The organism is Mariniradius saccharolyticus AK6 (genome assembly GCF_000330725.2).
Lineage (GTDB): Bacteria > Bacteroidota > Bacteroidia > Cytophagales > Cyclobacteriaceae > Mariniradius > Mariniradius saccharolyticus.
Genome location: NZ_AMZY02000014.1, coordinates 167,477 through 193,162 on the forward strand (window position 1 = coordinate 167,477; position 25,686 = coordinate 193,162).

The window sequence follows — 25,686 nt, forward strand, 5'->3', positions numbered from 1 at the left end:
TGACTCGAAGTAAAGCGGAATTGTGGTAGTGATTGAATGGCGATCCCGAAATATTTGACTAACTGAGATTGATCGCGGATTTCTAATCCGGGCAAGTACCCCAGACAGGTTTTGGTAATGTCCAATTTTGCGGAAAAGTCTCTTTGGGTGGGGTTGGAATCTTTATCACGCACCATTTGGATAGGTCTTGGTTGAATTTAGTGTTATCCTTGACAAAATAATCCATGTTCGTGACGTTCCGGACATCCCAAGCGCCAATAGGTTGGTTGAATAAAATGGCATTTTCTTCAAACGGAATTTCCCAACCCGATGGGTTCTGAAATCCGGCAAACATCCCTTCCATAGTTGTCACATTGCTGACGTCCCAGTTCCCTATCGCCTGGTCAATACTCACTCCCATAAACAAATAGCTCATGTCTGTCACCAAGGATGTGCACAACCTGGTCAAATCAATATCTTGCCTAACCAAGTGCCTTAAAAAGTCATCGTTTACGGCTAAATACTCTACTCCATTGATCATTCCTTTCTGACCGACATAGACGTTTTCACATTTACATGTTATGCCGTTGTCAGCAAGAAAAAACTTTGGTTCCCCAGAAGGTTTTTGTCTGAATTTTACTCGAATCACGGTTTCACCCTCAATTTTGATCCTGAAAGGATTTTCAATCCATGCTTGAAATACTCCGATCAATTCCTCCTGATAGCCCCAGGTTTCGAAAACCCAGCCTTCATCTGGAACCGCGGTTAGTTCTACAGTTTGCCCATGGGGATATTCCCGACCGGAAGGATTTTCTACGACCCGTTCCAAAATGGTCCCCTGCCCCTCTATTTCGAAGAACAAGGGGTATTCTCGCTTAACAAATACCGCAACAACGTTCTTGTCCGAATCCATCTTTAGCGTGAGTGGATTATCACTACCGCTGACATCACCTTCCCACCTTTGAAATACCCAACGCCCATCATTTGGTTCAGGAGTAAGGGTAACGGGCTGTCCTGCCGGATAAAGGCTATACCAAGGAACATAGTTTATTCTTCCCGCCTCTTCAGGAGATGAAGACAGTGTAAGCTTGTAACCTGTCAATGGTTTGGGTTTTTCCCCACAAGAGAAAACCATTGTGAGTAATAAGATCTGAAATAATCTGAAATTCTTCATGGCTTTGAAATATTGAAAAGTGAAAACTAAAACAATTGATGTCAAACAAATCTAAAATCACCTGTATTTGATTGACTATCAGCAAGAAATTTATATACGATCTACATCAAAATCATTGTAAAAAATCGACAATTCAGTTTTCGGTGCGGTTATATGGGCCAAAATAAGAACGGCGCTTGTCTGAAAAGATCACCCATTAACAAGCGCATAGGATTTCTTTCCAGGATAGCGTCAAAAGTCGAATAAGGTATGACCACCAGGGCCCTAGAAATCAAAAGAATTCTTTAACTCTTCCTGATCAGGTGAATTCTAGTGTGAGGTTTAAAACTTCAAGGTTATGTGAAAAAAAAGCCTCCGGAGACTCTCCTGTTATTTTCTTGAAGTTCTTAATAAAATGCGATTGGTCCACGAAGCCCCCTATCTCACTTAAATCCAGCAGACTTGCATCTGGATGGTCCTTCTTATAGCGCAGTATGTGCCTGAATCTAACGATATTTGCATAGTGTTTGGGACCTAGCCCGACATGCATCAAAAAACGTCTTTCAAGGCTTCTCAGAGATAAATTGAATTGACTTGAAACTTCATTTGCGGAGACTTTTCCCTTTTTTAAATTGATCCAATCTACTATTCGCATTGTGGACTCATCGCGATCATGACTTTGATTCAATCGCCTTAAAAATACATTCTCAAGTCTAGCCTTTGCCGAGATATCTGATAAAGGATTATTTGACCTCAATGCAGGAAGAATATCCTTCCCAACCCAATTGATTTGCTCAAGATAATAGTTATATCGATCCGTTATTCCTCGCAGGGAATGCTCAAGGAAATGGAAAATACCCGCGGGCGAAAATATGACAAGCAAAAGGCCTCCTGCGCCAGATAGTCGGATTTCAACTGACCTTGTGATTTGTCCAAAAAGAATTGGTCGAATTTGCTCCCCTCCGTGGATTTTCCCCGCATTTATGTGTAAACAACCTGAATAAGGAAAAACCATTATGGGAACCCCCATGGGTACAGCCATTAACTTGAAGGGATCTTTATTGGTGAAATCTAAATCCCACATTACGAAATTCTTGATATATGCGCGCAATTCAGGTATTGGCGGGTAAATTCTTGGCGATTCCATAAAAAAAAACAGCTAAAAGAATGGTGAAAACGCAGTTAAAATTACATAAAACCCTCATTTAGAGCAACCTTTGGTTCACACAATTGGATTGAACGAGAATTATATTACTTTGCAATGTCTCTCAAATCTCTCCTCATTTGTGCCATTTCAGAATTGTCAGTTTTCAGAACGTTTTTAAACTTCCCGAAACTTCGTTGGTGTGGATTCCACGTGCTTTTTGAAGAAGTTGTTGAAATGGGTCACCTCAACAAAACCGAGGGCGAAGGCGATTTCGGATATATTCCATTTGCTGTGTTTCAGTAGGACTTTAGCTTCTTGTACCAAGCGCTCTGCAATCACTTGCGAGGTGGTTTTGCCGGTCGTCTCCTTCAATGCCCGGTTGAGATGGTTGACATGGACGTTGAGATGCTCGGCAAATTCGGAGGCTGTGCGAAGTTCAATTTGGGGGTGGTTGTCCTCAATCGGAAACTGCCGCTCGAGCAATTCCAAAAAAATGGCGGAAATCCGCTGCGCCGCATTGAAGGGCTGTCGATCGCTCAGCGTGTTGGGCTGCAGCTTGAGCGCATAATGGATCAGCTCAAAAATCAGGTTGCGGATGCTGTCGTATCGATATTTGTAATCTGATTGGAAATCCTTTTCCATCCGCTGAAAAATTGCCTCAATATCCAGCACTTGCTGATCTTCCAATTCAAACACGTGGTTTCCGGTCGGTTGAAAAACCTCATACTGCATGATGTTGCCAAACTGGCTCATAAAGTGTTGGTTGAAAATGCAGTACTGTCCTTGCAGTTCCTCGTGGTGTTCCCATTTGTAGGGAATGAGTGGGTTTGAAAATGCCAGCGCTTGCCGCTTGACCTCGATCACCTGATCGGCAAAGAAAACCTCGCTCCGGCCTTTGACAAGCATGATTTTGAAGAAATCCCGCCTGCGATAGGGAATGGAGGTCGCTTTCCCGTTGTAAAATTGCTCCAGACGGAACATATTGAAATGCCCGATATCCTTTCGGATGTTTTCCGGCAGCCAACTGAATTTTCGTTGGTAAAACTCTTCGAGGGTTTCGGGCTTATCCATGATAGGAAAGAATGAAGATGAAAATCTTATTTGAAAGACCTATTCGAGCATGCTACAAGACAGGACTTGATCGCTTTACGAATTGGTTGTTGAAAGAATAAATCAAGCTGATATTCCAAATCCAATCATCGACTTCGATCTCAGATACGATCTTTCTGCTGACAATCGATCCAAGTGAAACTGGGAAATCCCGTCTGCCCACCACAAAGGACGAGCTGGCAAAGTATCCGTCCTTCTCATTCATTTTCAGATAGAAAAGCTGCGGACGGGCATTGAAGAAGTATTTTTCCGAAATGGAAACATCCGTAAACGAGGACCCCAAGGCTACAAACTGGTTGAGGGCATAAGGCACATTTCCCAGGCTCCTCCCCTGCAGATAGAGGAAATTGACCTTGATCTTTGGACTGAATGTATAGCTTGGAGACACCTCCCAAGCAAAAAACCGCTTTGCCTCCATACTTTCCACCATATTGCCGTTGCCGTCATCGACGAGCGTATTAACAAACACGAAAGCCGGGTGGGCACCCATGTGCAGGTTGAATTTTTCCTTTTTTACGATCTTGTACCTCCACCAAAAGATAAATGACCAAGGCTGTCCATCGAGTGCGAAACGAAGTTCGGGGTCAAAACTCAGACGCTCACCTCCAAGAGACAATTCGAAAATGGCAGCAGGTCTCCCCAGCGAAAATGCAGGAATCAGCGAAAGGCCGTTGTTGGTCACACTGATATTGCCGCGGAAATGGTTGTGGCGCTCTTCGGTCGCGGACTGCGCAACAGATTGGAAACTGGCACCTACGAGAATCAGGACTGCACTTACGAAAATCGAGCAGAGTTTTCTTTCAGGCAGCAGCCACTTACAGTTTGAGTTCTTGACGGATTTGGGGAAATTAAATCGGTCATGATTCATGATCAACATTTTGATGGGATTTGGATGATGCAAAAATAGAACACCAGAAAAGGTCTTTACTAACAAAATTCAAATCAAAGGTTACAAAAATCAAACAATGGAAAAAGACGCAAGACATAAGACACAAGACACAAGAAGCAGGACGGAAGAAAAAAAGCCAAGACATCGCACTGGGCAAGTCTTGGCTTTTCTTGATACTTGGTACAATCCCCCATTCTTGGGAAAACCCTCGTAATTCGTACTTCTAACTTCGTACTTACTTTGCTTCACCGTCCCAATTCACCCTCGGGGACTTGTAGTAGTTGACACCCATGAGTTCCCACCGCTTGCCGTGGGCGGCGATGCGCTTGCTGAAAGATTCCCAACTCCTGTTGGCAGTTGGCGTCCAAGCGATCTCCGCGATGGCGGGCAATCTCGGAAAGGTCATAAACTCGATTTCCTCCAGATTGGTTACTGTCTCTGACCACAAAGGCGCCTCCACGCCCAGAATGCTTTTCCTTTCGAATGCGAGTGAATCCATGGCCATAGGATCCCAATTGTAGGCATCATCGAGCTCGATGTAAGCCGCCCAATGCAGACCAATTTGGGTGGTGGAATCATATTGCATGTCCAAATAAGTCTTCACGGCGGGAGAAACCAAGATTTGGGAACCCTGTTCGATGGCCATGCGGGCGTTTTGACCCTTTGCCCAAAACTGCGCCACTGAAGTCGGCAGCAACTTGGCATGGGCCACCTCATCCCAGCCCATTGTCTTTTTACCATATTTGGTCACGATGGCTTGGGCTTTTTCGATAAAGGGAATGTAATCTTCCAAAGCGGTCACATGCGACTCGTCGCCACCGATATGGATATAAGGCCCGGGTGTAATCTCAGCCAATTCACGGATGACATCATCTATAAATTGGTAGGTGGTAGGGCTATCGGTGTCAAGCGTGCTGAATCCTACTTCAATGCCCGTATGGTAAGGTGTTGCTTTGTCATCAGGTTCGGTAATCCCCAAATCTCCCCTATCGACGGGTTTGGCAGTCTTTTCCGGCACCGTGATGCCGGGGTTGAGTATGCCGTAAGAATTCAACGCCGAATTCGTATGGCCGGGCATATCGATTTCAGGCACAATGGTGATGAACTTGCTAGCGGCATAAGCCACAATTTCCTTGTACTGTTCTTGGGTATAAAAACCACCTTTTCCCCCTCCTACTTCATTTCGGCTACCGATGCGGGTCAACAGTGGCCAGGATTTGATCTCAATCCTCCAGCCTTGATCATCGGAAAGGTGCAGGTGGAGGTAATTGATTTTATACTTTGAAATCAGGTCAATGACGCGCTTCACATCCTCCACCGAAAAGAAATGCCGCGCCACATCGAGCATCATGCCACGATAAGCATATTCGGGATTATCCTGAATACTTCCAGCGGGCAAATATAGCTTGCTGACTTCGGCAGTCCCTTCTATACTTTCAGGCAGAAGCTGCCGGATGGTTTGCACAGCAAAATACAATCCGGAGGCATCAGTGCCTTTGATATGTACTTTCCTTTTTTCAATGTCCAGTTGATAGCCCTCAGCAGGAATATCCAAGCCGGGATTCAGTTCAAAGACAATCACATCCTTGGCATCTGCATCTTCTCCAAACGGTATCTCCAATCCTACTTGCGAAAGAAACTGACGGAGTTGCTCGGCAGCTTTTGCCGCCGCGTCCTTTTCGCCCACCAATACAATCTGGACGTCTTTGTTGATCGTGAAATGACCAGAAGCATCTGTGATGGTCACGGGGGCAGGAATGATTGGATACGTGCTCATAGGTTCGGTTTTGGGCGCACATGCAAAGAGACTCGCAAATGCCAAAGACCAAATGACGAGGATGTTGGATTTTTTCATTTCTAGGAAGGTTATCGGGTAAGTGTGACCAAACTTAATTAAAAAATTTACAAAAGCTTTTACCGATTATTGAAATGTTTCCCTTTCCCTTTATCACTCCAATTGGCGTTTTGGCCACAGATTTCACTAGGAGAAATGGGTTTTTTGTCTATCTTAAAAGCCTCAAACCGACATATATTCAACCGTTTCTAATTGAAAGTCAAGCATGAAAAAAGAAGAAATTTCCAAATCCGCTGATTCCAGGCGGAATTTTATCAAAGCATCTGCCACAGCTTTGGCGGGTTTTTACCTCGTCCCAAGGCACGTTTTGGGTGGACCTGGATTTGTAGCGCCTTCGGACAGACTCCGTGTGGCGGGCATCGGCGTAGGTGGTATGGGCCAAGGTGACGTCAGGGGCGTTTTCAGCAGCGGAAAGGCGGATTTCATCGCGCTTTGTGACGTGGATGATACCCGGGCAAAGCCCAGCGTGGAAGCACATCCAAAAGCAAAATACTACAAGGACTTCCGGGTCATGCTTGACAAGGAACATAAACACATCGATGCCGTGACGGTTTCCACACCAGACCATATGCACGCCGTCCAAGCCATGATGGCCATGCAGATGGGCAAGCATGTGTATGTGCAAAAACCGATGACGCATGATATCTATGAGGCTAGGATGCTGACCGAAGCAGCTGACAAATATAAAGTCGTTACCCAAATGGGCAACCAGGGCTCCTCAGGCGACGGTGTCCGCCAAATGGTGGAATGGTACAATGCGGGACTCATTGGCGAAGCGACCCGCGTCTATTGCTGGACCAATAGGCCTGTATGGCCACAAGGCATTCCATGGCCAAGCCAAGGAGCAACCCCACCTGCCGATTTGGATTGGGATCTATGGCTGGGAACTGCCCCCTACAAAGACTACGTGCCAAACCTGATTCCTTTCAACTGGCGTGGCTGGTGGGATTATGGTACAGGTGCATTGGGCGATATGGCCTGTCATATCATTGAGCCCCCATTCAGGGTACTGGGCTTAGGATATCCCGAATCCGCCGAATGCAGCGTGGGATCGGTCTATATCGGGGAATTTCAGCGTGGCTATTTCCCGGATAGCTGTCCACCTTCTTCGCATATCACACTCCGGTTTAAAAGGGATGGAAAAGAGGATTTGTCCTTCCATTGGATGGATGGGGGAATCCAGCCTACAAGACCCATTGAGCTTGGTCCAAATGAAGTCATGGGCGACGGCGGCAACGGCGTCATCATCGAAGGCACCAAAGGCAAAATGATGTGTGGCACATATGGTGCCAATCCACAGCTGCTTCCAACTTCCCGCACCAAGGAAGTCTCAGTACCCCAAACCGAATACCGCGTACCATTAGGGGATCGCGGCCACTACAACAACTGGGTAGAAGCTTGTATCGGTGGCTACGGCAGCAAGGAATATGACAAATTGAGCTCTCCGTTCTCGGTCGCAGGTCCACTGACTGAGTCGGTACTCATGGGTAACTTGGCTATCCGGAGCTATGATTACAGGGTACAGCGTCCAAACTCGACCGCATTTGACTATCCCGGCAGAGGTATCAAACTCCTCTGGGATGGTGCCAATATGAAAGTGACCAACTTCGAGCCTGCCAACCAATTTGTGCAACGCACGTACCGCGAAGGCTGGAAATTGGGGATCTAAAAGCCGTCCGTTTTGGAAATTACTCAGCCCCTTCTTTTCTATTGGAAAGGAAGGGGTTTTAATTTTTTGGTTAATTTGCCGAAAAAACAATCCATGCAACGATACCTGGTTTTGTGCATTTTCTGGCTCGTCTCACTCCCATCCCTTTCCCAACATCTTCAACTTGGCAAAAAGGATTTGAAGGAACTACGGGACATGATGGCTGGTACGTTCAGCAGCGAGGCACAATCCAAGGAAGATGCTGATTTTTTACATATCAGCTTGGAAATGCAGCCTATTTGGCAAAAAAACAAAGACGGATACTGGCTGTATGTGGAGCAGGCCATGGCTACAACCAAGGATAAACCCTACCGCCAACGTATCTATCATTTGTACCAAATGGATGACACTACGCTGGTCAGCCAGGTATACGAGCTTAAAGAACCTGAAAAATTTGCCGGAAAGGCCAATGACCCTACCGCCCTTGGGTCATTGACCCCTGACCAACTTGTATCCAAGGAAGGATGTGGGATATTCCTTCGGAAAACCAAAAGCGGAATTTTCGAAGGGAGTACCCAAGACAAAGCCTGCCCCAGTAATTTGCGTGGCGCACGTTTCACGACCTCCAAAGTGACCCTGACAAAGGACGGGATGGAAAGCTGGGACCAAGGCTGGGATGCCAACGGCCAACAAGTCTGGGGTGCCACGAAGGGTGGGTATAGGTTTGATAAAATAAAAGCAGCGAAGTAACCATGCACCAAGGCATTTCCCTACTCGACCTCAGCCTAACCGTCAAGAACCTATTGGAAGAGCAATTGGAGCCTTCCTACTGGGTCGTGGCGGAAATCGGCGAACTCAAGGAGGCCGTCAATGGACATGCCTATTTGGATTTGGTGGAAAAGCAGGGAAACCAGGTCTTGGCCAAAATGAGGGCAAATATTTGGTCCTACAGCTACCGCATGATCGCCAGCAGGTTTCGGTCAGTGACTGGACAACCCCTGCGCCAAGGAATGAAGATCCTCTGCCAAGCCGTGGTGACCTTCCACGAAGTCTATGGATTCAGCCTCAATATCAAGGACATTGATCCGGATTTTACTTTGGGCGAGCGTGCCCGCATCCGTCAGGAAATCATCGATCGGCTGGTGCAGGAAGGCCTGATGGACCTGAACAAAGAGAAATCCCTGCCACTCGTGCCCCAGAGAATCGGCGTCATCAGTTCGATTACGGCGGCTGGATACGGGGATTTTGTCAACCAATTGGATCACAACCGGGAAGGATACCGGATCCATTTCAGGCTGTTTCAGGCTACTTTGCAGGGTGGCGAGGCCGCAAAAAGCATCATGGCCGCCATCGACCAAGTATTGAATGCCCACGAAAACAAATCCTACGATGCGCTGGTATTGATCCGGGGCGGAGGGGCGCAGATGGATTTGGATTGCTTTGACGATGAGGCCTTGGCGAGGGCCTTGGCCAAGTTTCCAATTCCTGTCCTTACTGGCATCGGCCACGAAAGGGACGAGACCATTGCCGACATGGTCGCCCATACCAAACTGAAGACACCCACGGCGGTGGCGGAGTTTCTGCTTTCTGGATTCAGGGATTTTGAGGACAGCCTTGCCCTCCAACTCAAAAACCTCCAAAGAAGCGTGGGCTGGCAACTATTGGAAGGACAGCGAAATTTGCGTGAACTCGAGTCGCAACTGAAGGGCCAAGTCAAATTCTCCGTCAACAAGGAAAAGGACAGGCTTGCGTTTCTGATGCATCAAACCAAAAACCTTAGCCTACAAATCACCAAGCTCAATCAGCTAAAAGTAGCAAACGCGCAGCAGGCATTGCACAAATCCTGGAAACGAAGGCTGGAAATGGAGCAAAAAGGCCTAATGGCATTGGAAAAGCTCTTGACGCTTTCTGACCCTCAGACCTTCTTTGCAAAAGGCTATACCCGCACCGAAATCGACGGCAAGCCACTGCACCTGTGCACGCCGGAAATAGGCCAGGAAATGCAGACATTTTCCCAAAACCAAACCATCAGCAGTACCATCCAAAAAATAGAAAACCATGGAAAATAAAGCCCTCAGCTACGAACAGGCAATCGCTCGTATCGAAGAGATTGTTTCCCTTTTGGAAACGGGAGAAAAGGGAATGGACGAACTTTCCGATCTCGTGAAGGAAGCCAGCCAACTTGTCAAATCCTGCAAAGCTAAACTGCGGATGACCGAGGAAGAAATCGCCAAGGCGCTTGACGAGGCCGAGAAGCTGGATTAAGTCCGATTATTCCGTATATTTTCGAAAAATTGGGAGTACATCCTCCCACACCCTATCTCGCACTCAACTCGCTTGTCATGAAAAGAATGGTTTTTTTGATGGTCCTATACTTGGTCCTTGTCACAACGATTGCCAATGCCCAAAGCCTCTACCGCGACCGCTACGAACGCAATCATGCCATTTCATTAGGTCTCGGCCCTTCGTTTATGTACGGTGACAATACGGGCGTATTCAATGAAGGTGACTTCAAATGGCGACCCGCAGTGACATTTGCCTATTCCAACAAAATCCACAACCGAATCGCGTTGCGGCTGAGCCTTGGGACCCAATGGCTGGAAACTGGAGGTCCCGAAAGGACTTGGGCCGTGGATGCTTGGCAGGCTTCAGGGGGCGTTTTTACATTTACGGGGCAGGCTTTTTATGGGGATTTTATGCCGATTGTCTATTTGATTCCCTACGATACCCATATGAACCGCGGTAGGTTCAATGCTTATATCGGCAGCGGGATTGGCTATGTGTATGTGTCGAGGGAAGATCGGTTTTCATTTGACGATACTGCGCCGGCATCGTCCGGAACTGCTACTTCATTCTATATCCCAGGCTTGATAGGCTTAACTTACAGCATTGGGTCGGTGACTGACCTTTCGCTGGAATTTAAGGGCATGTTCTCCTTCTCGGACGAATTGGACGGAAATGTGGGCTACAATCAGTTCAACGACCATTTTGTACAGACACAGTTGGTGCTGAGGAGGTTGTTGCGGAATTCGATCAAATAAATGGCCGAAATGCAGGGAAACCGCCTGATACGTTCAACCCCTTTGGGGTTTTGCCGGCTTAGACAACATCCCTTTTACCCCCGGTTACACCGAGGGCTATTGAAAAGTTTGACCCCTTTGGGGTCGAAATGGTATCGATGGACATCTTTTCAAACGAAACAATCAAATAACCCAAATCAATACGAATTAATGACTCCAACGGAGTCAAACCTTGAATAGCCATGGGTTGTACCCATGGAGAAATGAAAATATTTTCAAAGCTAAGCGACCCCGAAGCGGGTCGAACATCCGCTACAGACCTGATTTCACAGCACCTTCAGGTACTTTCTTTCGATATTGACAAGCAGGTTCTGGTGGATGCCGGGGATTCGGATCACAAAGTAGTCCTTGTTGCCTTTTTGGACGCATTCGCCTTCCATATTGCGCAGGGGCCCGCCAAGAATCTCTACGCGTTCGCCGGCTTCGATCTCAGAACTGTCTGCCTCCACGGGGATACCCGTTTCCAAGACCCTTTGGATGGTGCGGATCTCCTCCTCTCGGACAGTGGCATGTTCCCCGGAAAAATTCACAAACTTCACTGCCCCCGGTACCTGCAGGGATTCCCACAAATTGGCCTTGGTGGTCTTGACAAAGACGTAGCCATTAAATAGGGCTTTTTGGACCTTCTTTTTCCGGTCCGACCACTGTCGGAGCTCCTCGACCATGGGCAAGTACACCTCCAAGCCCCGTTCCCGCAGCCTTTGGGCAACTTTTTTCTCAGCCCTTGAAGTCGTGTATAAAACGTACCACTGCAATTCCATTAGCTCAAAAATAATTTGTGGCTGCTAAAATAAGGCATTTTTTGCACGGCGTGAAGTGAATCGACCACGGGAGGGAATTGTCCTCCGTAAGTCATTGATTTCAAAAGTGTTGGTAATTGGAAAACAAAAAACCCCCGGAACAATACCCCGGGGGTTTAATCATTTAAAAACCACCAACCTTTATTTAATCATGCTAATTGAACAGTCTCCTGATCCGCATATTGGCCTTGTCGACCAACAAATACATCACAGGTACCACCACTAACGTAAGGAAGGTCGCAAAGGTTAGACCAAATATTACGGTCCAAGCCATTGGCCCCCAGAAGGACGCGTTGTCACCTCCTACATAAAACTGTGGATCGAAAGAACTCAATAGGGTACTAAAGTTGATATTCATGCCAATCGCCAGCGGTACGAGACCCAAAACGGTCGTGATGGCGGTCAGCAATACGGGACGAAGCCTTGTTTTACCGGCAACCACAATACTTTTGAGCAACTCGTCATACGGAAGAAATGAGCCTTCCGGAATATCGAGGTCCTGTCTTCTCCGCTGCCGCACGAGATTGGTATAGTCGATTAATACGATAGCGTTGTTCACGACAACTCCGGCGAGGGAAATAATTCCAATCCCAGTCATGATGACGACAAAGTCCATGTTGAAAATTACCAATCCCAGAAACACACCAATGGTACTCAGCACGACAGAGGCCATGATGATAAACGGTGTCGTCACAGAGTTGAACTGGGCAACGATAATCAGGAAAATCAAAGAAACCGCGATTAGCAGTGCCCGCGTCAAAAACGCCGTCGACTTGGCTTGTTCCTCCTGCTCTCCCGTGAACTTCACGTTAATCCCGTCGGGAATCTCATATTGGGCGACGATCTCTTTGAGCTGATTGTTGATCTCGGTCGGATTGTAGCCATCGTTGACATTGGAGAACACGGTAATCACCTTGTTCAGGTCTTTTCTTTTGACCGAACCATAAGTTGAACCGTACTGCAAGTCCGCCACGGCCGAAATCGGAACCTCCTTTTTATTGCCGAATTTATCCCTGAAGTTGATCTTCTTGTTCAACAGTGTGGCAATGTCATATCGATATTCATCCTTGAGCCGAAGTTGGATCGGATAATCTTCCTCCCCTTCTTTGTATTTGGATACTTCCAATCCAAAGAGCGCGGTACGGAGTTCGTTGGCAATGGTCGAAGTCGAAAGTCCAAACCTCCGAGCTGTCTCCCGATTGATATCCAATACCACTTCAGGGCTTCCCAGTTCGAGGTCCGTTTTCAATTCCTCAATACCTGCGATATTGGATGAAGCCAAATGGTCCCTGAATTGACCCACAAAATCAATCAGCTTCACGTAATCTTCGCCACTGACTTCAATGTTGACGGCCTTTCCGACAGGAGGACCGTTTTGTTGTTTGTTAACCGTAACCAAAACCCCAGGATACTTTTCTCCCAAGGCCCGGATTTCTTCCATGACCTTATTGGTATTGATTCCTTGGCGGAATTGGTACTCTAGAAAACTGATAGTTACTTTGGCCTTGTTGGGCGTATTGGCGATACTTGGGCCCATAGTCTGATCCCCTGTACCTTCTCCAACCTGGGTAATCACCGACTCGATGATCGATTCGTAGGGTTGAAGCACAGCCAAAAGGTCGTCTTCCATTTTGACCATAAACTCATTGGTCGCCTCAGTATCGGTTCCGATCGGATTTTCGATAAAGACATTGACCAATGCAGGTTGGTTGTCTGGGAAAAACAACACCTTGGGTGCGCGAACCCCCAAGAGACCAATCGAAAAGAAAAGCAACAGGACTGTCCCTCCAAAAACCAAATAAGGTTTTTTACCATTCAAGGAAAAATTCAATGTGCTTTCGTAGGTGTTTTCCAGCCAAACCAGAAACACATTTTGGAACCAGCGGATCGCACCCCTGAGTACAAAAACATTGAACACGGTCAGTATCGAAGCTACTAGGAACAGGTTGCCAAACGTATTGGAACCGGCGAGAAATGAGAGGATGCCCATGATACCGAGAATCCCCGCGATGACCAAGTTCTTCTGCTTTGGCTTCTCCTTATTGAGATCCTCGACCTTCATGTACATCGCCGTCAACACCGGGTTGACCACCAAGGCCACAAACAATGAGGACGAAAGTACAATGATCAAGGTGATCGGGAGATATTTCATGAACTCGCCGATGATATCATCCCAAAACGCCAAGGGCAAAAATGCCGCAAGCGTCGTAAGGGTCGAAGTAATGATCGGCCAAGCAACTTCTCCGACGCCTTCCTTTGCCGCCTGAATGGGTGATTTTCCTTCTTGCATCAATCGGTAGATATTCTCAACGACCACGATGCCATTGTCCACCAGCATACCCAATGCAAGGATCAGTGCAAACAGCACCATGAGGTTAAGCGTAATGCCCAAAGCACTCAGTATCAGAAAGGATATGAACATGGAAAGCGGAATAGCAATACCTACGAAAAGGGCATTCCTGAATCCAAGGAAAAACATCAGGATCAGCACCACTAGGATGACACCGAAGATGATCGAGTTTTCCAAATCACTGACTTGTGTACGGGTGACCTTGGACTGGTCATTGGTGATGCTGATCTGAAGGTCCTGCGGGAAACGCTCCGCTTTCGCCTCGTCAATGATTTCTTTGATCTTATCGGCGGCGTCGAGGAGGTTTTCCCCACTACGCTTGATGACGTTGACAGTCAATACAGGGAGTTTGTTGCTTCGCGCGTAGCTGGTCCTTTCTTTATATGTATCGGTAACCTCAGCGACATCGGAAAGATAGACGATCCGATTGTTTTCGGTTTTGATGATGATATCGTTGAGTTCGGCAGGATCTTTCAATTCACCAGTAATCCTTAACGCCCTTCGAAATTCACCCGTCAACAAATTCCCACCCGAAATGGTGAGGTTTTCTTGGGCAATCGCGTCGGAGATATCACCAAATGAAACGCCCAAGGCTTCCATTTTGTAGATGTCCGCATCTACCCGGATTTCCCTCTCGATCGTACCACGTAGCTCTGCCTTGGATATCTCAGATAGCTTCTCGATTTCGTCCTCGAGGTATTCCCCAAATTTCTTCAACTCTTCTTCCGTATAGTTACCGGAGATGTTGACGTTCATGATCGGGAAATCCGAGGTATTAATCTCCAAAACGTCCGGATCTTGGTCTAGGTCGTTTGGAAGAGAACTCTTGGATTTATCCACTGCGTCCTTCACATCCTGGATCGCCTTGGCTATTTCGATTCCTGGGTTAAATTCTACCACAATCGATGAAAAGTCCTGCACCGAAGTCGAGGTAATGTTTTTGACGTTGTTGAGGGACTTCAACTCCTTTTCGATAGGCCTGGAAATCAGGTTTTCCATGTCTATGGGTGAGTTTCCGGGGTAAGTCGTACCCACATAGACAGTTGGGATGACAATCTCGGGGAAGCTCTCCTTGGGCATCGACTTGTAAGACAGGATACCCAATACCGTGATGATTAGCGAAAGGATGATAACAGATGTCTTGTTATCTACGGAAAAGGAACTGATCCCAAATTCCCTTACAATCTCCTTTTTTTGTTCTTCTATCTGTGCCATAGGATTACTTCGCTACGTTCACTGCGTAATTGTCCCCTACTTCCCTGAACCCTTTGTCCACCAACACCTCAGTACCGGTCAGGCCTTCCAAAATCTCGGCAGTTTCCTTGAAGGTTTTGCCACGCTTGATATAGCGCTTTTTGCTGGTATTGTTTTCAACAGTGAAGACATAATCCCCTTTGTTGTCCTGCAAAATCAGGTAGTTCGGGATCGTGACGGCTGATGCACTTTCGTAGTCTTTGATCTTGAGCACAGCGATCATGTTGGGCTTTATTTCTGCTTGGGCAGGAAGCACTACTTCCACCTTAAAGGTCCTGTTGTTGGGGTTGATAATCGCACCAACTGCAGAAACCTTGGATTTCAATTCCTGTCCAATGGAAGGGAAGGAAATCGCGACTGCATCTCCTTTGTTGACGATACCTACATACCGCTCGGAAACGTCAGCTTCGACAAAAAGATCGCTGTCGCCCACAAATTGGAACATCGGCGTACCTGGCTGTACCAGTTCACCCAAACGGGCCTGAACCGTCTCAACGGTACCGTTGAATGGTGCCCTGACCTGGGTCCTTGCTTCCTGGGTCTTGAGACTCGCAAGGCTTTTTTCCAAAGTCTCTTTCCTGTTTTTCGCTTCCAAGTATTGGATCTCAGTGCCAATCTGCTGCTTCCAAAGTCTTTCCTGCTTTTCGAAAACTATCTTCGCAAGCTCCAATTGCTTTTCGATTTCTTCGATATTCCTACTGATCGCCTCGGCATCAATTCTTGCCAAAACCTGCCCTTTGGTCACGCGCATGCCCTCGGTGGCGATGATTTCCTGGACCCTACCGGAGACTTCACCCGAAATGTTGACATTCTTTTTGGAGAGGACTGAGCCTGTAACCTCCACAAAATGCTCAAATTTCCCACTGGAAGGTGTAAGCGTCGATATCAATACCGCTTTCCTGTTTTCCTGAGCAAAAGCAGGATCCAATTGCGCGATCTCCTTTTCCAAGGTCTCGATGGAAGCACGCATTTCCGCCGCTGACTTTTTTAATTCAGCCAATTGAGTTTTCTTTTGGCTGAGTTCGTCTTTTGGTCCGCAGGATACGGCCAAAAGTATAGTTCCAAAAATCAATAGTCCAATATTCGTTTTCATATGTTTCTTTTTCTGTTTTTTCAATTGTGGTTTTATTAGAGAATACCCAAGGCTTTTTCGAGGTCGACTTTAGCGATCAGAGCATCATAAAGTGCGGAGAAATAATTGTTTTCGGCATCTTTCAGGGCAGAGTCGGCTTCTACAACTTCTAGGTTGGAGCCCACGCCTTCCTGGTATTTTATCTGTGCCATGCGGAATACTTCTAAAGCCAGCTCGCGGTTCTCTTCCTGTACCTTGAATGTGCGGATGTTGTTCTCCAAGGTGGTCTTTGCTTGGAACCTCTCTACTCGGATATTGTCTTCGATGAAAATTCTCTGGTTTTGGAGCTGCTCCATCTGATACCTTTTTTGCCTGATTTGTGCACTCTTCAGCAAGCCATCGAATACGGGTATTTGCAGCCTGAGCCCAATGAATGCGCCCGTGAACCAGCGGTCGTTTTGGAACATCAATCCCGTGGACTGCGCAGCCGCATTTCTTTGGTATGTTCCAAAAAAGTCAAGGTTTGGAATATAGAGCGAAGTGGTGTACTTAATGTCCAGATCAACCAGTTCAAGGTTAGTTTCCAATTGGTCGACTTCGACCCTCCTTCCTCCCTCAGATTGAAGCAAGGCCTCCAATTCACCCAGGGAAACCAGATCCTGCAGCTTTTCACTCAGTTCAATCTGGTAGTTCATGGGCAGTCCCATCTGCAGTTTGAGGAGCTCGACACTGATGTCGCGGGCTGCCTGGACTTTCTCGATTTCAGTTTGGAGATTGTTGCGCTGAACTTTGATCCTCGAAACATCGATTTTCTCCGCAAATCCAGCTTCATAAAGCGCCTGTGTTTCTTTCAGCAGTGTATCCAACCTGCCAAGGTTTGCCCGTACCAGGGTCTGCCGCACGTCGTTGACCAAAACGGAGAAATACGCTTTCTTGATGCTTTCCTTCACATCGACCTGCGTCTTTTGGTTGTCAAACTCCGAGAGCAGCTTATAAGTCTTCGCGGCTTTCAAGCCAACAAAGTACGATCCGTCGAAAATCATCTGGTTCAGTTGGAACACCAATCCCGAGGTGTAGTTGACACCGAATCGGACCGGCAATACATCCGAGTCAACATCGGGGTTCGCCAGCGGCCCCTCATTGGGCAGGAAGACTACGGGTATCGCGGCGTTGTGCGTGACGTCAAACGTTCCATTGATCTGTGGAAGGCCTGCAGATCTCCGTTCGGTGATGCTCGCTTTCGCAATCAGGGTTTCAAGCTTTGCGTTTTTGGCTTCGACGTTGTTTTCCAAGGCGTATTCCAAGCTTTCTTCCAAAGTAAGCTTGAGTACTTCTTGGGAAAAGGCTGGGGATTCCACCAAGAGCACCGGAAGGAATATCCCTATTCCAAAAAGGCTTTTAATTGTGGTTTTCATTGGTTTGTTTTTTTTGATTTTGATATGCTTCTCTTCCTTTGTCTGTAAAAATTCCATATAAGAAATGTTCGAATAGCTCCACCTGCAGATCGACTTGATTGAACTTGGAAGGCGGAAATTTAATGGGGTCAAAAGTGCTCATCATCTGCTCGAGTCGGGTAAGCGCAATGATCTCCGTATTGATTTCCGGACGGAAATACCCCTGAACCTTCCCCTTCTCCAATACATCTACAATCTGTTTGTAAATGTGCTCCTTCTTAAAATCCTCAAAAAGCTGCCAACACTGCGGATAATACCGCTGCAACTCGTTGAGCACCATGGGATTGATGTCCGCAAACCGATCACGCATATAGGAGGATAGTTCCACCAAATGCTTGATCAAATCCTCTTCCAACACTGGAAAACAATCAATCGCCGACTTGTCCTTGTCTAACTCAGCCGTAAAAACTTCCAACACCAGTTGGTTTTTGTCGGCAAATTCCTGGTAAATGGTCTTCTTGGAAATCCCTGCCATTCGCGCGATGTCATCCATCGTGACAGACCTAAGCCCATAGCGCTTGAACTGCTCGTTGGCAATCTCGATGATCTTTTCTTTTGTATCCAAATCCGTTGAAATTTGAGGACAAAACTCAGGAAACTATTGGAAAGTTCAAAGTTTCTTAAGTTTTTTTAAATATTTTATTTCGAAAAAACCAGAAACAAGAAATTATCGAACAAATAATCATTATGTTCGGTATCGAACAAAAAATATTATTCTGATTTAAAATTTTAAGAAAAACAAAATTCCCTTATTTACCAATAATACTGAACTTGTGAATTATGTCAACACGATTCCTTGAAACATCCTTTGGCCATTTGGCTTATAAGCGACATGGAAAGGGCAGTGAGGTATTTGTGCTTTTCCATGGTTTTGGACAGAGCATGAAGGTGTATGATCCTTATTTACCCTTGAGAAAGGAAAATGAAAGCTATTTGGTCTTCGATATTTTCTATCATGGCCAAAGCAGCTGGAAAACCGCCGACAAAAAACTTACGAAAGAAATCTGGCGGGAAATCTGGGTCCAACTGATGGCGGAGGAGAAATTTGACGCATTTCACTTAATCGGCTACAGCATGGGGGGAAAATTTTGCCTCGTCACTTACGAGCTTTTTCCCGAGCGCGTGAAATCACTCTTGCTGATGGCGCCCGACGGGATCAAAACCGGCTTTTGGTACAATATGGCGACCTTTCCTGGCTATATGAACCGGCTATTCAAGCGGGTGGTGTTCCATCCGGATCGGTTTTTCAGGGTTATGGATTTCCTACATTCACTTGGTCTTTTGCAGAGCAGCTTGATCAAATTTGTCAAGTCACAAATGCAAACCCGAACCATGCGGGCGCAAATCTACTTTACATGGAGCGTCTTCAAGCCGCTGCAGCCTGATATTGGAAAAATCATTGTTTATATACGAGAGCGCGGAACTCCGGCAATGCTTGTCACAGGAAAGTATGACAAAATGATCACTTCGAAAAATTTGCAACGATTCAATTCAAAAATCCCACATCTGCAACAAGTGGAATTGGAATGCGGGCATAATGACCTAATTGAAAAAACCGCAAAATTCCTTATAAAAAATCCGGTAAAAATTGGCGGTGAAGGTTGAAAATTGGTAAATTTCTTCAACCCAAAATAGCAAGCCATGAAAGCCTTAAAAAGAATCGGATTCGCTGCCCTACTCCTGTTGGTGGCGGTCCTGACCTTGGCGGTTTTTGTACCAAAAGACTGCGAGGTACAACGTGAAATCACCATCAACCGCCCGGCGTCAGAAGTTTTTGAATACGTGAAATACCTTAAGAACCAAGATAAATTCAGCGCTTGGTCCAACATGGATCCTGTGATGAAGCGCGCCTATTACGGTCAGGACGGGGAAATCGGATTCGTCTCTACCTGTAAAAGCAAACGCCCCGACGTGGGCAAACGGGAACACAAAATCGTGGCAATCGAAAATGGAAAGCGTATCGACTATGAGTGGAACCTGACAAAACCGTTTAAATCGACCTATCGCGCCTACCTCATCACAGAGTCAGTTGGACCCTCTGAGACCAAGGTCACTTGGGGATTCAGTGGCGACATGGGCTACCCGGGCAACCTTAGGCTTCTTGCACTTGATGTGGAAGAAGCGGTTGGCGAGGATTTTGAATCGGGCCTCGTGAAGCTGAAGCGGATAATGGAAAGTCGTTGAAGACCAAGAAAAGGGCTCTAGGCCCTTTTTTTATTGGTTTTCCACATCGAGTACACCCAATTGGTACCGCAAAATCACCTCCTGAAAGAACAATGTATAAAGCGCCTGAGCATAGTCGGCTTGCCCACGTACAAGCTGCTGATTGGCAGTGGCTAGGTCTACAAAGTTGCTGACGCCGAGCCGGAATCGCTCAGCAATGGCTGTCTGTGCTTCAACGGCCGCAGCCAGTTGCACTTTGGTTGCTTCCTCCCGCTTGATACTCGCCTTATAGTTTTCGTAAGCCAATTTGATTTCTTGGTATACCCTACGCTCGAGGGCATTTCGATCGAGCTGTTGGTTGTGGTATTGCATACGGCTTCTCGCTACGGTAGCACGGTTGTCGAAATTGGTGAAAATGGGCAGATTGAGGCTCAATCCAAACGTGCGCTGCGGATAGACTTGCCAAAGCTGTTCGGAGATCCTCCGATTATCTAGTGAAGTGAAAAAAGTATTGTAATCGAAGAAAGCATTCAACTGGGGATAAAGAATACCCTTGGTGGCAGCGAGCTGGTTTTTGGTGGCTGATTCGAGCAGCTGTTGGCGCTTGAGGTCCTTACGGTTTTGGACACCGACTGCATACAATTCATCCAATCCCATGGTCGTGTACTCGCTCGTGATCTGTTGGAGGCTGACAGGCTCGATTACAGGGAATACTTCCGGCTCCAATTGGATCGTTTCCGCCAAAACCCAAGAATCCGACTCCCACTGGATCTTCGCATTCAGAGCAACGGTCTCCAGCCTTGCAACTTCCGATTGTTGGTTATACAAATCAGCCTGCGTCCTCAGGCCCGCTTGGACAAAGCCGTCGATTTGCTCCAATTGTTTCTTTTGGTTTTCGAGATTCTCAAGTGCGATGCGATAGAGTTCCTCATCCAAAAGTACCTGCAAATACTGCCGGGCAACATTGAACATCACATCCTGGCCCGCACGTTGGATGGCATTTTCTCCAGCTTCGGCATACAAACGCGTCGCTTGGGTGGTATTGATCCTGCGGGTCCCATTGAAGATCGGCATGGTCGTGGTCAAATTGGCCGTAATCATGTCGTTGGTCTGATTGGTAATGACCCAATCATCGCCGACCAATTGGGATTGTTGGCCTTTTTGCCGCATGAGGTTACTGCCTCCCGTCAATCTGGGCAAATGTCCCAACACGGCCGCGGTTTTCTCGATTTTCAGAACTTCCTGTTGGTTGTTCAGCCGATTGAAATCGACGTTGTTCTTTAAGCCCAAATCGACCGCTTCACGGAAAGTCAGCTGTAAGGTATCTTGAGCGATAAGCTCGGAAGCAAATCCTGCCAACAACAGGCAGGCTACGAGTGTCTTTTTCATCTTATATCGAAATATCTTTATCAATCTTACCATCCAACATCTCGATCAAGCGTGTGCCGTAATCGGCGTTTTCCCGTGCATGGGTGGCTTGGATGATGGTTGTTCCTTCTCTGTTGAGTTCCCTGAATACTTCCATGATTTCTTTTGCTTGGGCAGAGTGTAGGTTACCCGTTGGCTCGTCGGCAAGCAATACACGAGGCCTTCCTGCGATTGCTCGGGCGATGCCGACAAGTTGTTGCTGACCTCCCGATAGCTGCTCAGGAAAGAGGTCCTTTTTTGCCACAATGTTGAACCGATCCAACAAGTCCGCTATGATGCTTTTTCGCTCAGAACTGGAGACATTTCTGTACAAAAGCGGCGTTTCGATATTCTCATAGACAGTTAGCTCATCGATGAGGTGATAGGCTTGGAAAATGTAGCCAAACTCTGCTTTGTGCAGCGAAGACCGCTGCTTATCCTTCATTGCGGGAACTGATTTGCCATCAAATTCATAGTTTCCCTCATAGTCCTGATCGAGCAGTCCTATTATATTCATCAATGTAGATTTGCCTACACCCGATGGTCCCATCAAGGTCACGAACTCGCCCTGTTGGATAGTAAGGTCAACGCCCTTTAGGATAAAAACCCTTTGGAACCTCGATTCAATGAATTTGTCTATTTGGGTAAGTTTTATCATGTCTTCGTGGGAAGTTATTGATTAGTGGTTATTGTTTACCTGAGTAAAGCCGAAGGGTTGGTTGACGCCTGAAAGACCATTGTCGATAGTCCCCAGACCATAGCCGTAGCCCATGGATCTTTGCTCTTGTTTCTTGTTTCTAAAATCCCCCAACTTCTTTCCCAACAGCGTGCCATAAAAAATGCCCCAATTCGGACAAAAAACACCTGATTTTAAGGCATAAGAGACAAAATAATCGAACAATATTGTTCGCTGACGGACGATATCCCCTGTTTACCTGGCACTGGCCTAATCAAAAACCGAAAGGTAAGGCACAAAAAAAGCCACCCGCTATTCGCAAGGTGGCTTTCAATCCAGCTGATCTTTGTAGATTAAATCCTTTCTAATATCGCATTGAACGTAGGACTTGGACGCATTGCGGCGGAAGTCTTGGATTCGTCCGGCTTGTAGTACCCACCGATATCCATTTTCACGCCCTGTGCTTCATTCAATTCAGAAACAATTTTCTGTTCATTTTCCTGAAGGGCCTTTGCAATCGGAGTGAACTTTGTCTTCAATTCCAAATCCTTGTCCTGGCCAGCCAACGCCTCAGCCCAATACATTGCCAAGTAGAAATGGCTGCCTCGGTTGTCGAGTTCCTTCGCATTGCGGGAAGGGGATTTATCCTGTTCGAGGAATTTGCCGGTTCCTTGGTCTAAGGTCTCGGCAAGTACCTTTGCCCGATCGTTATGAAACGTGTCAGCCAAATGCTCCAAGGAAACCGCCAAAGCCAAAAACTCACCGAGTGAATCCCAACGCAAGTGGTTTTCCTCCAGGAACTGCTCGACGTGTTTAGGTGCCGAACCACCGGCGCCTGTCTCGAACAAACCTCCTCCATTCATCAAAGGAACGATCGAAAGCATCTTGGCTGAAGTGCCCAATTCCAAAATTGGGAACAAATCGGTCAAATAATCCCGCAGGACGTTTCCGGTCACTGAAATGGTGTCCTTACCTTCTTTGATACGCTCCAAAGAAAGCCGCGTCGCATCGACAGGTGAAAGAATCCGGATATCCAAACCTTTGGTATCGTGGTCGCCAAGGTATTTTTTCACTTTTTTGATCAATTCGGCATCGTGGGCACGCTTCTCATCCAACCAAAATACTGCAGGAACGCCCGTCGCACGTGCCCGATTCACCGCCAATTTTACCCAATCCTGAATCGGGGCATCCTTTGTTTGGCACATGCGCCAGATATCTCCTTTTTTCACATCATGGGAAATCAACACTTCACCAGATGAATCCGTAACGGTGACGGTACCGTCCGCCGGGATCTCAAAGGTCTTGTCATGGGAGCCATATTCTTCCGCTTTCTGCGCCATCAATCCAACGTTTGGCACACTTCCCATCGTAGCTGGGTCAAAAGCACCATGTTTTTTGCAGAAATTGATGGTCTCCTCATACACACCTGCATAGCAGCGATCTGGAATCACAGCTTTGGTGTCTTGGAGTTTGCCTGCCTTATTCCACATCTGACCTGAACTTCTGATCATGGCCGGCATGGAGGCATCGATGATCACATCACTAGGCACATGGAGGTTGGTGATGCCTTTGTCCGAATTTACCATTGCCAAATCCGGCCCTTCAGCCAATGTTGCCTCAATATCCGACTCAATGGCCTTTCTTTCTGATTCAGGCAGCGTCTGCATTTTGGCGATCAAATCCCCAAATCCATTGTTAACATCTACGCCGATTTTTTCAAAAACAGCTTGGTGTTTTTCGAAAAGCTGTGCAAAAAACACCTTTACCGCATGGCCAAAAATGATGGGATCGGAGACCTTCATCATGGTGGCTTTCATGTGGAGCGAAAAAAGTACTCCTTGCTTTTTGGCATCGGCCTTCTGCTGTTGCAGAAACTCTATCAGATCTGCCACGGACAATACCGCCGCGTCAATCACCTCTTCGGCCTGCAAAGCAAGGTTTTCCTTCAAGGAAATTTTCGTTCCGGCGCTGGTGTGCAAATCAATACTCACTTTCGTGGCAGAGGCGATCGTAACGGATTTTTCACTTCCATAAAAATCCCCGCGGCTCATACTTGCAACATGGGTCTTGGAATCAGAAGACCATTTCCCCATGCTGTGGGGATTGTTTTTCGCATATTGTTTGACTGCCAAAGGTGCCCTCCTGTCAGAATTCCCTTCCCGCAACACAGGATTCACGGCGCTTCCCTTCACTTTGTCGTACCTGCCTTTGATATCCTTCTCTTGCTCGGATTTGGGATCATCAGGATAGTCGGGAAGTGCATAGCCTTGGGCTTGGAGTTCTTTGATGGCTGCCTTCAACTGTGGGATGGAAGCCGAGATATTGGGCAATTTCACAATATTGGCATCCGGCTGCTTCGCGATCTCTCCGAGCTCAGCCAAATCATCGCTGATCCGCTGCTGAGGTTTCAGAAACTCGGGAAATAGCGCAATAATTCGTCCAGAGAGTGAAATGTCGCGTGTTTCTACCGCAATACCAGCTGAATGCGTGAAAGCCTTCACAATCGGCAACAAGGAATAGGTAGCCAAAGCCGGTGCCTCATCCGTCAAGGTATAGAGGATTTTCGCTGTTTTATCAGTCATTTTTAATCAAACAAGTTTAAGGATAAAGAGAAATAAAAGCGGCCAATCTTCATTTGAAACAAAAAGTCAAATTGAACCCGGAGCGCTGTGTTTTGGTATAAATCGGGGCTAAATTAAGCAATTATCCGCAGTTTCAAACCGGCTTTACAAATGGGGAAAAAGGGCATGAAAATGCACTCTAAAAGACCGAAGACTGGATTATCCAAGTCAAAAAGATTCAGGATCAATTAGGAAACTTTTTTGCCAATTGGTTTTCAAAACCGCAGTGAAAAGTCATCGGCATCCATCCAAGCCGGGAACTTCTGTCTGAATTCAGCCAACGACGCTGCATCCAATTCAACGTAAAGGACTTCCTCCCTATCTTCCGAAAAAACCAAAGTCTCGCCCTTGAAATTATATGCACCGGAATGTCCCGAATACGGAATGCCATTCCCGTCTTGCCCGACTCTGTTGACCCCGACTGCATAGCTGAGATTCTCGATGGCCCGCGCCTTCAAAAGTGCATCCCAAGCATTTATCCTTGGCTTTGGCCAGCTTGCCACATAAACCATCAAGTCGTAGGCCAATGACCCATCTTCTTGGACTTGGTTTCTACTCCACACCGGAAACCGTAGATCATAACAGATTTGCGGCAAAATACGCCAACCCTTCCATTCGAAAACCTTCTTGGCTTTTCCAAAATCATAATGGTCATGTTCGTTGGCCATCCGGAAAAGATGCCTCTTGTCGTAGAAATCCAGCTTTCCATCCGGTCTTGCCCATAGCAGCCGATTGTAGAATTTCCCGCCAGCCTGAATCACAGCGCTGCCTGTGACGACGGCCTTTGTCTGCCTCGCCATTTGCAGCAGCCATTTGCAAACCGTCAAATTCATCGGTTCGGCGACTTCCGAGGCATCCATCGTAAATCCCGTGGGAAACATTTCGGGCAGTGCGATAAGGTCTACTTCCTGCTGGAGGTTGAGGATTTTCTCTTCTATCATGGCCAAATTGGCGATGATATCCTTCCAAAAAAGGTCTGTTTGGACCAATGCTAGCCGTAAGTTGGTTTCTGGGATTTGCTTCATGGT

General features: G+C 46.9%; 21 protein-coding genes. 7 read left to right on the plus strand and 14 right to left on the minus strand.

Annotated elements, in window-relative coordinates; all coding sequences use genetic code 11:
• Positions 1 to 82: 82 nt before the first annotated feature.
• The 5 genes from C943_RS21535 to C943_RS15015 form a co-directional block, all read right to left on the minus strand.
• Positions 83 to 1,153, minus strand: coding sequence for a BspA family leucine-rich repeat surface protein (locus C943_RS21535; protein ID WP_008629380.1), 1,071 nt, complete (start codon positions 1,151 to 1,153; stop codon positions 83 to 85).
• A 298-nt stretch (positions 1,154 to 1,451) separates the two neighbouring features.
• The gene (locus C943_RS14995) at positions 1,452 to 2,279 is read right to left on the minus strand and encodes an AraC family transcriptional regulator (protein ID WP_040480842.1); all 828 of its coding nucleotides are present in this window, start codon (positions 2,277 to 2,279) and stop codon (positions 1,452 to 1,454) included.
• A gap of 174 nt (positions 2,280 to 2,453) precedes the next feature.
• Positions 2,454 to 3,350 (minus strand): helix-turn-helix domain-containing protein, encoded by an 897-nt coding sequence (locus C943_RS15000; RefSeq protein WP_008629382.1) that lies wholly within the window; start codon positions 3,348 to 3,350, stop codon positions 2,454 to 2,456.
• A 52-nt stretch (positions 3,351 to 3,402) separates the two neighbouring features.
• Positions 3,403 to 4,266 (minus strand): hypothetical protein, encoded by an 864-nt coding sequence (locus C943_RS15005; RefSeq protein ID WP_008629383.1) that lies wholly within the window; start codon positions 4,264 to 4,266, stop codon positions 3,403 to 3,405.
• 247 nt (positions 4,267 to 4,513) lie between these two features.
• Entirely contained in the window at positions 4,514 to 6,133 is a 1,620-nt protein-coding gene (locus C943_RS15015; protein WP_040480846.1) for a beta-N-acetylhexosaminidase, read from the minus strand.
• A gap of 205 nt (positions 6,134 to 6,338) precedes the next feature.
• Here C943_RS15015 and C943_RS15020 point away from each other — a divergent pair, with 205 nt between their 5' ends.
• The 5 genes from C943_RS15020 to C943_RS15040 all read left to right on the plus strand — a co-directional run bounded on the left by C943_RS15020 (position 6,339) and on the right by C943_RS15040 (position 10,822).
• Positions 6,339 to 7,802 (plus strand): Gfo/Idh/MocA family protein, encoded by a 1,464-nt coding sequence (locus tag C943_RS15020; protein ID WP_008629394.1) that lies wholly within the window; start codon positions 6,339 to 6,341, stop codon positions 7,800 to 7,802.
• A 93-nt stretch (positions 7,803 to 7,895) separates the two neighbouring features.
• Complete coding sequence (locus C943_RS15025) at positions 7,896 to 8,531, plus strand: chromophore lyase CpcT/CpeT (protein WP_008629396.1); 636 nt, start codon at positions 7,896 to 7,898, stop codon at positions 8,529 to 8,531.
• 2 nt (positions 8,532 to 8,533) lie between these two features.
• A complete protein-coding gene (xseA, locus tag C943_RS15030; RefSeq protein WP_008629398.1) occupies positions 8,534 to 9,850 on the plus strand; it encodes an exodeoxyribonuclease VII large subunit in 1,317 nt (438 codons plus the stop codon).
• Positions 9,840 to 10,046, plus strand: coding sequence for an exodeoxyribonuclease VII small subunit (gene xseB, locus C943_RS15035; RefSeq protein WP_008629401.1), 207 nt, complete (start codon positions 9,840 to 9,842; stop codon positions 10,044 to 10,046). The genes xseA and xseB overlap by 11 nt, the downstream gene beginning before the upstream one ends.
• A 77-nt stretch (positions 10,047 to 10,123) precedes the next feature.
• Positions 10,124 to 10,822, plus strand: a complete 699-nt coding sequence (locus tag C943_RS15040; RefSeq protein ID WP_157198564.1) for a hypothetical protein — start codon at positions 10,124 to 10,126, stop codon at positions 10,820 to 10,822.
• A 305-nt stretch (positions 10,823 to 11,127) separates the two neighbouring features.
• Here C943_RS15040 and C943_RS15045 read toward each other — a convergent pair whose 3' ends face one another.
• From C943_RS15045 to C943_RS15065, 5 genes are all read right to left on the minus strand, one after another.
• Positions 11,128 to 11,622 (minus strand): UpxY family transcription antiterminator, encoded by a 495-nt coding sequence (locus tag C943_RS15045; protein ID WP_008629406.1) that lies wholly within the window; start codon positions 11,620 to 11,622, stop codon positions 11,128 to 11,130.
• 193 nt (positions 11,623 to 11,815) lie between these two features.
• A complete protein-coding gene (locus C943_RS15050) occupies positions 11,816 to 15,226 on the minus strand; it encodes an efflux RND transporter permease subunit (protein ID WP_008629408.1) in 3,411 nt (1,136 codons plus the stop codon).
• Positions 15,227 to 15,230: 4 nt separating this feature from the next.
• Entirely contained in the window at positions 15,231 to 16,358 is a 1,128-nt protein-coding gene (locus tag C943_RS15055) for an efflux RND transporter periplasmic adaptor subunit (protein WP_040480850.1), read from the minus strand.
• Positions 16,359 to 16,393: 35 nt separating this feature from the next.
• Complete coding sequence (locus C943_RS15060) at positions 16,394 to 17,752, minus strand: TolC family protein (RefSeq protein WP_008629420.1); 1,359 nt, start codon at positions 17,750 to 17,752, stop codon at positions 16,394 to 16,396.
• Entirely contained in the window at positions 17,736 to 18,356 is a 621-nt protein-coding gene (locus tag C943_RS15065) for a TetR/AcrR family transcriptional regulator (protein WP_008629421.1), read from the minus strand. Before C943_RS15065 ends, C943_RS15060 begins: the two co-directional genes overlap by 17 nt.
• A 215-nt stretch (positions 18,357 to 18,571) precedes the next feature.
• On the opposite strand from C943_RS15065, the gene C943_RS15070 reads away from it, so the two are divergent.
• Both C943_RS15070 and C943_RS15075 read left to right on the plus strand, forming a co-directional pair.
• Positions 18,572 to 19,396, plus strand: a complete 825-nt coding sequence (locus tag C943_RS15070) for an alpha/beta fold hydrolase (protein ID WP_008629422.1) — start codon at positions 18,572 to 18,574, stop codon at positions 19,394 to 19,396.
• A gap of 36 nt (positions 19,397 to 19,432) precedes the next feature.
• Positions 19,433 to 19,975 carry an SRPBCC family protein gene (locus C943_RS15075; protein ID WP_008629423.1) on the plus strand — a complete coding sequence of 181 codons (543 nt, stop codon included), beginning with the start codon at positions 19,433 to 19,435 and terminating at the stop codon, positions 19,973 to 19,975.
• Positions 19,976 to 20,005: 30 nt separating this feature from the next.
• Here the strand turns inward: C943_RS15075 and C943_RS15080 are convergent, their stop codons facing one another.
• The 4 genes from C943_RS15080 to C943_RS15095 all read right to left on the minus strand — a co-directional run bounded on the left by C943_RS15080 (position 20,006) and on the right by C943_RS15095 (position 25,683).
• Entirely contained in the window at positions 20,006 to 21,343 is a 1,338-nt protein-coding gene (locus C943_RS15080) for a TolC family protein (protein WP_245545552.1), read from the minus strand.
• A gap of 1 nt (position 21,344) precedes the next feature.
• Positions 21,345 to 22,019 (minus strand): ABC transporter ATP-binding protein, encoded by a 675-nt coding sequence (locus C943_RS15085; RefSeq protein WP_040480854.1) that lies wholly within the window; start codon positions 22,017 to 22,019, stop codon positions 21,345 to 21,347.
• A 371-nt stretch (positions 22,020 to 22,390) separates the two neighbouring features.
• The gene (locus C943_RS15090; RefSeq protein ID WP_008629425.1) at positions 22,391 to 24,619 is read right to left on the minus strand and encodes an NADP-dependent isocitrate dehydrogenase; all 2,229 of its coding nucleotides are present in this window, start codon (positions 24,617 to 24,619) and stop codon (positions 22,391 to 22,393) included.
• Positions 24,620 to 24,873: 254 nt separating this feature from the next.
• Complete coding sequence (locus C943_RS15095; protein WP_008629429.1) at positions 24,874 to 25,683, minus strand: amidohydrolase; 810 nt, start codon at positions 25,681 to 25,683, stop codon at positions 24,874 to 24,876.
• Positions 25,684 to 25,686 lie beyond the last annotated feature (3 nt).